This window comes from Larkinella soli (genome assembly GCF_003703975.1).
Taxonomy (GTDB): domain Bacteria; phylum Bacteroidota; class Bacteroidia; order Cytophagales; family Spirosomataceae; genus Larkinella; species Larkinella soli.
The window spans coordinates 194,895-206,476 of record NZ_QTJY01000013.1 but is presented as its reverse complement, the minus strand read 5'-3'; the positions used below and the strand labels follow the sequence as shown (position 1 = coordinate 206,476).

Genomic DNA, 11,582 nt, shown 5'->3' with positions numbered 1-11,582 from the left:
CGGATTTGGTTACACCATTTGCTGAGCGCTCATGAGTAAAGACCCGACGGGAAGGAAAAGGGTTGGGAAGCGAATGAAAAAAATTAAAAATGATAGTTCAGTCCGAAACCGACTCCAATCGCCTGGGGCTGAACCTGAAGCTGGGCGTTCGACACCGTCCCGTTCTGCAGCGCCTGCTGATAGGAACCCGTCAGGGATCCGGACCAGTGGCGCGTCGGGTGGTAGTTGATGCGCAGCCCGGCGGTTCCGGCCATGACCATCTGGCGATAGACCTGATCGGAAGGCGTTACTTCCACCGTGCCGTTGATTGTGTTCTGCAGAAAAACATTGGCCATCACCCCGGCCAGAATGGCGTAGCTGAGCTTATTGTCGGGCAGGATATGATACCCGAGCTGGACCGGAATCTGCAGATACTGGAAGTTGTTCGAAACGCTCTGCTCCTCCGGAACGACGGCCGCGAAGCCGGGGTTGACCAGCGTCGAGGTGCCGTCCGAGGAGGTCGGCAGAAAGTTGGTATTCATGTTTTTCTGGACGTCGGCCTGGGCCACCGTCGGGCTGCTGTTACGGACGGCATTCACCAGCAGGTTTTCGGGCTGGTTGGTAAAGGCGTTGGCAACGGCCGAATTGCTGATGGCCTGTGACCGGCCGTTCAGGTACTGAACCCCGGTTTCAACCGACCAGTGCCGGCTCAGATGAACTCCGCCACCGGCCTGCCAGGCCATTGAAATCCGGGCTTTGTTCTGGACGGTAGACCCTTCCTGCTGGAACCGGCCCTGCTGTACGGAATTGGATGAGACATAAGCCAGGCCGTAATTCGACTGCCCCACCAGACCCACCGAGGCCATCGGATTGAACGAGGTCGGGGTTGCCGTCAGACCCGCCCAGTATTCTTTGCGGGCGCGTTCTTTGATCTGCGGTTCGACGGCGGTCTCTGGAGCCCGGTACCAGACGATCCGATCGACCTGCGTGTAACGTCTCCCCTGAATGGCTTTGCCTTTCAGCAGGTCGGCGTCAAAAGCCAGGCGTTCTTCGGCGGGTTCGGCAGGATTACCTCCGGCCGGGATTGGGGATGGCTCCCCTGTCCGGGCGGCCGACGGCGCCGAAAAGGAAACCTGCGGCTGATCGGGCCGGTTGGCCGGGCGGCTGCCCTGCGGATTGGCGACCAGGGCTTCCTGCGACTTTAAAATTTCCGGCGCGGGCGAAACCCGTTTCCCCGATAAAACCGACCGGTCTTTGATCAGTTGGTCGATGGTTCCGGCAGTTTGCGAGCTTTCCAGTTCAGGGTTCGTCTCCGGGCCGGTGGTCGTTTTCCGGCGGGAAGGCAGACGCCGGGCGGCTACCGTCTCGTCGGACAGACGGCCCGGACGATCCGCCGGCGCAGAAGAGGCCGAGGGCGATGCGGTAATGCCGGCGGGAGTTTCCCCGGTATTTTCTTTCGTATTCGGTACCTGGGCCGATTCCGCACCGGACGGGCGGGCGGTCTGGCCGGCCACGGGCCGGTTGTTCTGCATGGTTTCGATGGACTCGGTGGCCCACCATCCTAAAACAATGGTAAGAATGGCGGCAGCCGCTCCGTAGGCCCACGGCCGGAACCGGGGCCAGATCGGGATGACCCGTCCTTTATCCTCCTCGTCCAGACGACGTTCAATAGCTTCCCAAAGCCCGTCGGACGGGTTTTCGGCTTGGTCGTCGAAGGCGCTTCTCCAGGCTTCGTTAAATTTATCTTCTTCAGACAGACTCATTTCGGAATCTACGTTCGTTCTGAATCTTTTGTTGCAGCAGCATACGGGCGCGTGCGTACTGGGATTTGGATGTTCCTTCGGAAATTTCGAGCAGTTCGGCGATTTCCGGGTGCGTGTATCCTTCTAAGGCATACAGGTTAAATACGGCCTGACATCCCGGCGGAAGTTCCTGCACCATTTTCAGCAGCTGCTGATAGTGCAGGCCCGAAAGGCTGTCGTCCGTCTGCGGTAAGGCAGCGGCCGGAACGTCGTCGAGTTCGGCCTGGTTCTGCCAGGGCTTTTGTTTGCGGATGTGTTTGAGCGCCGTGTTGATCACGATGCGTTTGAGCCAGGCTTCGAGCGGGCATTCGAACCGAAACGAGTCGATGTGCTGAAACGCCTTTACGAAGGCATCCTGAAGCACGTCCTCGGCATCGTCCCGGTTTTTGGTATACCGCTGGCTGACCACAAAGAGCTTCCGGGCGAATAACTCGTAGAGTTTCCGCTGAGCCGTACGGTCTCTATGTCGACAGCCATCAACTAACGCTCGTTCATCCAACATACCAATTCATGACTACGGACCCTTACCGGAGATAAACGGTTGGAAAGTACACAAAAAAAATCAGGCCTAATTCCCTGGCAGCGAGAGAATATTACTATTAGCCTTTACTTTTGAACAAAACCTGCTCTCTTAAAATTATGAACCGACGCACTGCCCTTCTGCAAACCCTGGGTCTTTTTTCGATGAGTGCCATTTCTTCAGGGGCGTTCCCAAGCCACAAAATTAAGTTACAAAATGCAAATAACCGTCGCTTTCTGATTGGGGCCTGCGACTGGTCGATCGGGCAGTCGTCGAAGATCGAAGCCTTCGAAGTGGCGAAGGCCATCGGGCTCGACGGCCTGCAGGTCAACATGGGTTCGGAGAAGAACGACATGCACCTGCGGCAGAAGGAACGTCAGAAAGTCTACCGTGAAACCGCCCGCCGGACGGGGGTCCGGATCGGCAGTCTGGCACTGGGCGAACTGAACAACGTTCCCTACAAGTCCGACCCCCGGGCGGAGCAGTGGGTGCAGGACAGCGTCGACGTGGCGCGGGCGCTCGGCGTCAAAAATATTCTGCTGGCTTTCTTCAGCAAGGGCGACCTGAAAAACGACCCGCAGGGAACCCGGGCGGTCATTGAAAAACTGAAGGCCGTAGCCCCCAAAGCCGAGAAGGCGGGGGTGACGCTGGCGATCGAATCGTGGCTGAGTGCCGAGGAACACATGGCCATCATCGAGGCCGTCGGCTCCCCCGCCGTGAAGGTGTATTACGACGTTTGCAACTCCACGGTTATGGGATATGATATTTTAAAGGAAATCCGCTGGCTCGGGAAGCAAAAACAGATATGTGAATTCCATTTTAAGGAGAACGGGTTCCTTTTGGGCCAGGGGAAGGTAAATTATCCGGAAGTCAGGAAGGCGATTGACGACATTGGGTACGCAGGCTGGGTGCATATCGAAGGTGCTGTGCTAGAGGGTAAAAACATCTTGGAAAGTTACACTTATAATAATAAGTTTGTGAGGGAAGTGATGTCATAGGAAGGTTGCGACATTGTTCCACGAAATTTTGAAATTACAGCTTATTATAATAAGTTTGAGAGGTCTTAAATATTGTTTTTCAGGTAATTATTCCACGTGAAACACTTGTCGATGAAGCTTTCCATTCCTAAACCAACTCCGATCGTTCGGGCCTTGTTCCTGACCGGCGGGATGTTCTGGTGGGGTACTCAAACCCTGACCGTCCCTCGTCCGGCGACCCAGTTCAGCGACCCCCGGGAGGTCGTCAACCAAAGCCTCCCGGCCGGCTCCGACTCGACCCGGCTTTATTTGCCCGACGACCTCGAAGCCACCCTTTGGGCCGAGGCCCCGATGTTCTACAACCCCACCAATATCGACGTGGATGCCCGGGGTCGGATCTGGCTGACCGAGGCCGTCAACTACCGAAACTTCAATAACAAACCCGACACCCGGCTGGACCACCCGGAAGGGGAGCGGGTGATGATTCTGGAAGATTCCGACGGTGACGGAAAAGCCGACCGCACCAAGGTGTTCGTGCAGGACAAGGACCTGGTTTCCCCCCTGGGGATCGCCGTCATCGGCAACAGGGTCATTGTCTCGGCCGCTCCGAATCTGGTCATCTATACCGACGAAAACGGCGACGATAAACCGGATAAAAAAGAGGTCTTCCTGACCGGCTTCGGCGGCCTCGATCACGACCATTCCCTGCACGCGCTGGTCGCCGGACCGGACGGCAAATGGTATTTCAATACCGGAAATGCCGGTCCGCATACCGTCACGGATAAAGCCGGCTGGACGCTCCGCTCCGGAAGCATCTATTCCGGCGGCACTCCCTATAATACCAGCAACAAAGGAAACCTGTCCAGCGACGACGGGCGGGTTTGGGTAGGAGGGCTGGCCCTGCGCATCAACCCCGACGGAACCGGACTGAAAGTGATGGGGCACAACTTTCGGAACAATTACGAAACCGCCCTGGATTCCTACGGGAATATGTGGCAGAACGACAACGACGATCAGGTGGTTTCCTGCCGGACGAGCTGGCTCATGGAGGGCGGAAACATGGGCTATTTCAGTCAGGACGGTACCCGCTTCTGGCAGGCTGACCAGCGGCCCGGGCAGGACATTCCCACCGCCCACTGGCACCAGGAAGACCCCGGCGTCGTGCCGGCCGGAGACATCACCGGAGCCGGGTCTCCCACTGGAGTCGTTTTTTATGAGGGCGACCAGCTGGGACCTGCCTACCGCGGAATGCTCTTGAGCGCCGAAGCCGGTCGAAACGTGATCTTCGGTTATAAACCCCAACCGGAAGGGGCCGGATTCAGCCTGCCCCGGACCGACTTCATCAGCACCTTTGCCCAGGTAGATACCGCCTATAAATGGAACGACATCCGGGAAGATACCCGCAAGTGGTTCCGGCCGAGCGACGTCGCCGTCGGAACGGACGGTGCCCTGTATATCGCCGACTGGTATGACCCGGTCGTCGGAGGCCACCAGATGAAAGACCGGAAAGGCTATGGACGCATCTACCGGATTACGCCCAAAGGCAAAAACCTGAAGACGCCGGTCATCGATACCGAAAAGACAAAAGGACAGCTGGCGGCCCTGACCAACCCGGCGGTCAACGTCCGGCTGCTGGGCTTCGAGAAACTTCGCGCCCAGGGCGAAAAGGCGGTGAAGCCGGTCGCGCGTTTACTGAAAGACCCGAACCCGTATCACCAGGCCCGCGCCGTCTGGCTGCTCGCTCAACTGGGGCCGAAAGGGCGGCAAAAGGTAGAGGAAGTTTTAAAGTCCGGAACCCCCGATCTGCGGGTGACCGCCTTCCGGGCGCTGAAGCAGGTAGTACCGGATATATTGAAACTGGCAGGTCAGGCGGTCGACGATCCGTCGGCGATGGTCCGCCGGGAGGTGGCGATTGCCCTGCGGGATGTGCCGTTCGGTCAAAGTAAGGAATTGCTGCTGAAGCTGGCCCGGAGCTATGACGGCAGGGATCGCTATTATCTGGAAGCCCTTGGCCTGGCCGCCGACAAAAAGGAAGAAGACCTGTTTGCTGCACTCAAAGCCGGCTGGCCCGCCGACCCGGTTCAATGGGATCAGAGAACCGCCGATCTGGTCTGGCGTCTGCATCCGAAAAGCGCAGCGGCTCTTCTGAAACAGCGGGCGCTGGCAATCGGGCTGAGCGCGGATGCCCGGCGGCAGGCCCTCGTCGCCCTCGGCTTCATTAAAGACGAGACGGCGGCCCGGGCCATGGTCGATCTGGCTAAAGCCGCCGACAAAACCATAGCTTCACAGGCCGGGTACTGGGTCGGCTTCCGCCGGGCCAACGATTGGGCCACCCTGCTCAACTGGGATGAGATCATGCCGCCGAAGCTTTCGGAAGCCGAACAGAAAATGATGGCGATGCGGCAGAAACTGATGGATGAATATACCAAAGAGGAAGACCGGGTGAAACTCGCGAAAGAAATGGCGGCCAGCCCGGAAGGGGGTAAGCTGCTGGTGGGTCTGGCCGCCGACAAAAAACTGCCGGACGCCCTGAAAGCCGCCATCGGTGAAACGATCTTCACCAATCCCGACCAGAGCGTCCGGACCATGGCCGGCGACTACTTCACCCGGCCGGGCGGTGGCGCGACGTTATCGCTGAAAAAGCTTTCGGCGATCTCCGGTGACGCGGTGGCCGGGCAGACGGTGTTCCGGACGACCTGCGCGACCTGCCACCGCCACGGGCAGGACGGAAAAGACATCGGGCCGGAACTGACCAGGATTCATCAGAAGTTCGACCGAAATACCTTGCTGGACGCGATCCTGAATCCAAGCGCCGGACTGGCTTTCGGGTACGAACCCTGGCTGATCACCACCAAGACCGGACAGACGTACTACGGGTTTCTGCTGAGCGACGGCCAGCAGGCGGTGGTGGTCAAAGACGCGGCCGGCCAGAAACAGACCATCCCGACGAACCGGATAGCCTCCCGCAAACAATACACGACCAGTCTGATGCCCGACCCCGTCTCGCTGGGCCTTTCGGAGCAGCAACTGGCCGACCTGGTGGCCTATTTGATGAAAGGGGATAAATAGGAGGCTCCTAAGTCAAACTCTCCACATTCAGCCCGCCGAAGTTGCCGGAGCTCATCAGCAGATAGATCGTTGGGTGGCCGTTGAGCTGGCTTTTCAGGAAGGTTTGCAGCGCTCCGGCATCGGTGAACACCTGAAGGTCGGGGCGGTCGAAGGCTGCGACGATTTCGGCGGGGCTGATCGGTTCGAGCCGTTTCATCTCCAGCGTGTGCGGACTATAGAAGACAGCCGCAACATCCGCTCTGGCCAGCGTGTCGTGGTATTGATTCAGGAAGCTTTTGTTCAGGCTGCTGAACGTGTGCAGTTCGACGCAGGCCACCAGGTTCCGGTCCGGGAACTGGTCGCGGACGGCCGCCGTGGTGGCTTCCACTTTGGAAGGTGCATGGGCAAAGTCCCGGTAGATGGTGGTCTGCGCGCTTTCGGCAACTTTTTCCAGCCGTTTGTGAGCGCCCCGAAAGCTTTGGATGGCTTCGTAGAAGAGGTCCTCCGGAACCCCCAGCCGGTCGCAGACGGCCATTGCCCCGCTGATGTTTTTCATGTTGTGTTCTCCGAATACCAGGACCGGCACCTCGCCGTTCTGGCGGGTAACGAGCAGCGTCCGGCCGTTTTCGATCCGATAGGGGTGCACATCGTACGGCTGACGGGTCACGTCTTCGCGCTCCTTCAGAGCGATGACGTCCAGCATGTCGTCGGTATCGTCGAAGACGATCGTGCCGGCTTTGGACATCGAATCGGCCAGGAGCTCGAACTGATGCACGTAGGACTCGTAGGTCGGATAGATATTGACGTGATCCCAGGCGATGCCGCTGATGAGCAGGATGTGGGGCTGATAGTGGAGAAACTTCGGCTGCGGGTCGATGGGAGAGGTGCCGTATTCGTCGCCCTCGACGACAATGACCGGAGCGTCATCCGTCAGCTGCACCATGGTGTCGAAGCCGTCGAGCTGGGCGCCCACCAGGTAATCGAAGGTCCGCTTGTGATAGCGCAGAACGTGCAGGATGATCGAGGTGATGGTGGTTTTGCCGTGGCTGCCGGCCACGACGACCCGCTGCTTGTGGAGGCTTTGCCGGTAAACGAACTCCGGATACGAATACACCGGCAGGCTCAGGTCCCGGGCTTTCCGGAGTTCCGGGTTGTCGGGCCGGGCGTGCATACCGAGGATGACCGCGTCCAGCCCGGTGTGAATGTTTTCCGGAAACCAGCCGAATTGCCGTGGGAGCAGCCCGAAGGGTTCGAGCCGGGAACGGGAGGGTTCGTAAATCTCATCGTCGGAGCCGGTGACCTGATGGCCCTGCTGGTGGAGGGCAATGGCGAGATTATGCATGACGCTGCCGCCGATGGAAATGAAATGAATCTTCAAGGGCTTCATTTATAAAACTTGTGGCGCTAAAAATAGAGGTTAAACCCCAAGGTGCAAAGGGTTACGATAAGAACCGGCCTATGGGATGGGGGCAGCCGGTTTGCCGCCGACGGGGTACTGTAAAATTTAACCCGGTTTCCGAATCAAAATCGCCGTTTCTGCGTTCTCTATCATGCGAGTAGACCAACTCTCAGCAGCTTGACAATCAGGTAACCGACCTGCGGTACATCATGTTTTTGTAAACAGGTTCTTACTGTATTGCAAAGCTGCTCTTTTTATGTCATTTTCGCAGGCTTTTTCCGAAACAAACAAAACTCTTTTATGCTTCTGCCGAAAGGATGAAAAGTTACAACGACCTGATCGAACAGACCTTTGAATTTCCGACACTTGAATTCAAAGTAGAGAATAATAATCTGTTGTTCAACAACGTGCCCCTGATGGAAATCATCAGGCAGTATGGTACGCCACTTAAACTGACGTACTTGCCCAAGATCAGCGAACACATCGAACATGCCCGGATGCTGTTCAAGAATGCGATGAAGCGGTACAACTACAAAGGGACCTACACCTACTGTTACTGCACCAAATCATCGCACTTTCGTTTTGTGCTGGAAGAAGCATTGAAGAATAAAATACACCTGGAAACCTCGTCGGCGTACGATATTCCCATTATCCGGGAACTGTACAACAACGGGAAGGTCGACAAGAGTACGTACATCATCTGCAACGGCTACAAGCGGCCGCTGTATACGCAGCATATCAGTGAGCTGCTGAACGACGGTTTCAACGTCATCCCGGTGCTGGACAACCTCAAGGAAATCGAAGCCTATGAGAATACGGTGACGGCGGAAACGGTGAACCTGGGGATACGGATCGCAACCGACGAAGAACCGAACTTCGCGTTCTATACCTCGCGTCTCGGCATCCGGTACAGCGACGTCAATGAACTCTACCGGTCGAAGATCCAGCATAACGAGAAGTTCAAGCTCAAGATGCTGCACTTCTTCATCAATACCGGTATCAAAGACAGCGCCTACTACTGGAGCGAACTGAGCCGGTTTATGTACAAATACTGCGAACTGCGGAAAATCTGCCCGGACCTCGACTCCATCGACATCGGTGGCGGTATGCCGATCCAGACCTCGTTTCAGTTCACGTACGACTACCAGGCGATGGTCGATCAGATCGTCGAAAGCATCCAGTGGATCTGTAACAAGAACAATGTGCCGGTCCCGCATCTCTTCACCGAGTTCGGAAGTTATACGGTAGGAGAGAGTGGCGCCGTTATATATAAGGTGGTCGATCAGAAGCTTCAGAACGATAAAGAGCTGTGGTATATGATCGACGGCTCATTCATCACCCAGTTGCCGGATTCCTGGGGTCTGGGGCAGAAATATATTATGCTGGCGGTCAACAACTGGGACAATCCGTACCAGAAGGTGAACCTCGGCGGGCTGACCTGCGACTCGCATGATTTTTACAATACGGAGGCTCACAGCGCCGATTTGTATCTGCCGATTTTTGAACAGGAGACGGAAGATCAGTATATTGGGTTCTTCCATACGGGCGCTTATCAGGAGTCGCTGGGCGGCTACGGCGGTATTCAGCATTGTCTGATTCCCGCTCCGCAGCACGTCATCGTCGATCGGGACACCGATGGCAACCTGACGACCCGGCTGTTTGCGCCCGAACAGGACAGTGAGGTGATGCTGAAAATCCTGGGCTTTCAGGAGACGGCCCCTCCCGCTCCGGTTCAGAAACTGGAATCGGTGGAAGCGTCGAAGAATGGGGAAGAACAGCCGGTCGAAGAACTCGAACGGCAGGAAAGTTAATACTGCATTATTTTTGCACTGTAATCAGTAATCCCGAACCTGGGGTTACTGACTACGGAAAACACTTTACTATCTATGAAAAAAATTGGTATCGCCTTAGGATTGGTTGCGATGATCTCCCTGGCTTCCTGCGCGCGCAGATCCTGCCCGGCATATGACAGTTACCTGATAAAAAAACAGCCGGTCACGACCGAACGGGCCGCCTGATCAGGCCATCACGGCGCTAACTACCATTCTGGAGGCTTCGAGCAGATTAGGAGCTTGCCGGTCGCTCACGGCCGGTTTTTGACGGTCATTCGTGATATGTACGGTTCGGACGCCCACGCGCCGGCCGGCCTGCATATCACGGATGGCGTCTCCGATCATCCACGAACGACTTACATCGATGTTGTATTTGGCGATGGCCTTCTCCAGCATCAGCGAATCCGGTTTCCGCAGCAGGGACCGGGTGTCGTAGTCCGGGTGATGCGGACAGTAATAGATGTCGTCGAGCAGGTTGCCGCAGAGGTCCTGCAGGTGACGGTGACATTGCATCACATCCTCCCGCGAGTACATCCCTTTGGCAATGCCCGCCTGGTTGGTAACGACGATCAGCAAATAGCCGGCCTCTTTCAATAACTGGAGGGCTTCTACGACGCCGTCCGGCACGATCATATCTTCGATCCGGTAGACATAATCGGTCCGGTCTTCATTCAAAACCCCGTCACGGTCTAAAAAAACGCATTTGTTCATTGTGGAGAGAACGTTGTCAGACGCTAAACGTTGCCGCCCTGGTCATTAATTTCCTATAATAGTACTTTTTTATGAAATAATTAGAAAATACTGGATGAAAAATTTCAAACTTTTTAACAAAAAATAACAAAACAGGTAGATTAACCTGAGTTAAATTCGTTTAGAGAAGTATACTACCCACAAATGAACGGAGACTATGGGACGCTGGCTGTTGGGACTGGTGATCATGAGTATCAGCTGGGCGTTACCTGCATATGCCCAGAAGATCGTACAACGCGATTTTGACCCTCCCCAGCGCAATCTGAAGGGAGTGGGAAGAGTATCGAAAGTTGAATATACGAACCACAAAATGATCGTCCATTTTGTGGCGGACGACCGTGGCGAACCCGTGCAGAGCGCCAGTCTGTATGGCCCTGGTCACCAGAACTCCTGGCGGCTGTACGACACCCGTAACAACCTGGAGTATGCGCTGCTTTATATCAGAAACATCCGGGTCGAAAGTCTGGAGGGCGAAAAAACCGTCGATATCCTCGACGAACCCCGGGGCGTCCGGTTCCGCTGGGTGTACCGGCTGACCTGCGAGGCCCACTTCGAGCGACCGGGCAAGGGCGTTCAGTCCGTGGACCTGATCGAGGAGGATGTGGAATATTACATCAACCGCCGGGACCCCTACAACCCGCTGGGCGGATCGCGGTCGCAGTGGCCGTATAACGTATATGAACTTCGGGTGCTGCCGTTTACGGATGATCTGCGGAATTCCAAACCCCCCGTCACCGCTTCCAGACCATCGGCCCCGGCAAAGACCCCACCGAAAACGACCGCTCCTCCGCCGGTGGCGAAGGCCACGCCGAAACCGGCACCCAAAGATACGGTAGTGGCGAAGGCACCCCCAGTCGAACCGCCGGCCCCGGCTCCAAAAGTGGAGAATTTCGGCTCGAAAGTCGAAGCCGGCCGGACCTACCGCCTGAACAACCTGCTGTTCCGACAGTCGGATTACCATATTCAGCCGAGTTCGTACCCGCAGCTGGACACCCTGGCATCGCTGATGAAAGACAACCCGACGATGGAGATCGAACTGGCGGGTCATACCGACAACGTCGGTGATCCGAAACTCAACGTGGCCCTGTCGCGGCAGCGCGTGGATGCGGTGAAGAGTTATCTGACGAATAAAGGAATTCAGGCTGCCCGGATCAAAACGCAGGCCAACGGGGGCAGCAAACCCATTGCCGACAATACGCGGGAAGAAACCCGGCGGCTGAACCGGCGGGTAGAGGTGACGATTCTGAGGGAATAAAAAGACCCCCAACCTTTCCG

General features: G+C 56.5%; 8 protein-coding genes. 4 read left to right on the top strand and 4 right to left on the bottom strand.

Features of this window, described 5'->3' with window-relative positions:
* Window positions 1–83 precede the first annotated feature (83 nt).
* Window positions 84–1,742: an anti-sigma factor gene (locus DX909_RS21555; protein ID WP_128547288.1), complete on the bottom strand. Its 1,659-nt coding sequence runs from the start codon at window positions 1,740–1,742 to the stop codon at window positions 84–86.
* Entirely contained in the window at window positions 1,729–2,283 is a 555-nt protein-coding gene (locus DX909_RS21550; RefSeq protein WP_128547287.1) for an RNA polymerase sigma factor, read from the bottom strand. Before DX909_RS21550 ends, DX909_RS21555 begins: the two co-directional genes overlap by 14 nt.
* Before the next feature lie 137 nt (window positions 2,284–2,420).
* On the opposite strand from DX909_RS21550, the gene DX909_RS21545 reads away from it, so the two are divergent.
* On the top strand, window positions 2,421–3,299 hold the full coding sequence (locus DX909_RS21545) for a sugar phosphate isomerase/epimerase family protein (RefSeq protein WP_128547286.1): 879 nt from the start codon (window positions 2,421–2,423) through the stop codon (window positions 3,297–3,299).
* Window positions 3,300–3,410: 111 nt separating this feature from the next.
* The gene (locus tag DX909_RS21540; protein WP_229311140.1) at window positions 3,411–6,347 is read left to right on the top strand and encodes a PVC-type heme-binding CxxCH protein; all 2,937 of its coding nucleotides are present in this window, start codon (window positions 3,411–3,413) and stop codon (window positions 6,345–6,347) included.
* A gap of 7 nt (window positions 6,348–6,354) precedes the next feature.
* On the opposite strand, the gene DX909_RS21535 is transcribed toward DX909_RS21540, so the two are convergent.
* A complete protein-coding gene (locus DX909_RS21535) occupies window positions 6,355–7,713 on the bottom strand; it encodes a UDP-N-acetylmuramate--L-alanine ligase (RefSeq protein ID WP_128547285.1) in 1,359 nt (452 codons plus the stop codon).
* Between the two features lie 329 nt (window positions 7,714–8,042).
* Here DX909_RS21535 and DX909_RS21530 point away from each other — a divergent pair, with 329 nt between their 5' ends.
* Complete coding sequence (locus DX909_RS21530; RefSeq protein WP_128547284.1) at window positions 8,043–9,536, top strand: type III PLP-dependent enzyme domain-containing protein; 1,494 nt, start codon at window positions 8,043–8,045, stop codon at window positions 9,534–9,536.
* Between the two features lie 207 nt (window positions 9,537–9,743).
* On the opposite strand, the gene DX909_RS21525 is transcribed toward DX909_RS21530, so the two are convergent.
* Window positions 9,744–10,268 carry a D-glycero-alpha-D-manno-heptose-1,7-bisphosphate 7-phosphatase gene (locus DX909_RS21525; protein ID WP_128547283.1) on the bottom strand — a complete coding sequence of 175 codons (525 nt, stop codon included), beginning with the start codon at window positions 10,266–10,268 and terminating at the stop codon, window positions 9,744–9,746.
* 196 nt (window positions 10,269–10,464) lie between these two features.
* Between DX909_RS21525 and DX909_RS21520 the strand changes: the two genes are divergently transcribed.
* Entirely contained in the window at window positions 10,465–11,562 is a 1,098-nt protein-coding gene (locus tag DX909_RS21520; RefSeq protein WP_128547282.1) for an OmpA family protein, read from the top strand.
* The last annotated feature ends 20 nt before the right edge of the window (window positions 11,563–11,582 follow it).

What these genes read in the sequence shown, in the direction of transcription:
- DX909_RS21550 (WP_128547287.1), bottom strand. Translation starts at nt 2,283, where the DNA reads ATGTTGGATGAACGAGCGTTAGTTGATGGCTGTCGACATAGAGACCGT.
- DX909_RS21530 (WP_128547284.1), top strand. Translation starts at nt 8,043, where the DNA reads ATGAAAAGTTACAACGACCTGATCGAACAGACCTTTGAATTTCCGACA.
- DX909_RS21535 (WP_128547285.1), bottom strand. Translation starts at nt 7,713, where the DNA reads ATGAAGCCCTTGAAGATTCATTTCATTTCCATCGGCGGCAGCGTCATG.
- DX909_RS21540 (WP_229311140.1), top strand. Translation starts at nt 3,411, where the DNA reads ATGAAGCTTTCCATTCCTAAACCAACTCCGATCGTTCGGGCCTTGTTC.
- DX909_RS21525 (WP_128547283.1), bottom strand. Translation starts at nt 10,268, where the DNA reads ATGAACAAATGCGTTTTTTTAGACCGTGACGGGGTTTTGAATGAAGAC.
- DX909_RS21555 (WP_128547288.1), bottom strand. Translation starts at nt 1,742, where the DNA reads ATGAGTCTGTCTGAAGAAGATAAATTTAACGAAGCCTGGAGAAGCGCC.
- DX909_RS21520 (WP_128547282.1), top strand. Translation starts at nt 10,465, where the DNA reads ATGGGACGCTGGCTGTTGGGACTGGTGATCATGAGTATCAGCTGGGCG.
- DX909_RS21545 (WP_128547286.1), top strand. Translation starts at nt 2,421, where the DNA reads ATGAACCGACGCACTGCCCTTCTGCAAACCCTGGGTCTTTTTTCGATG.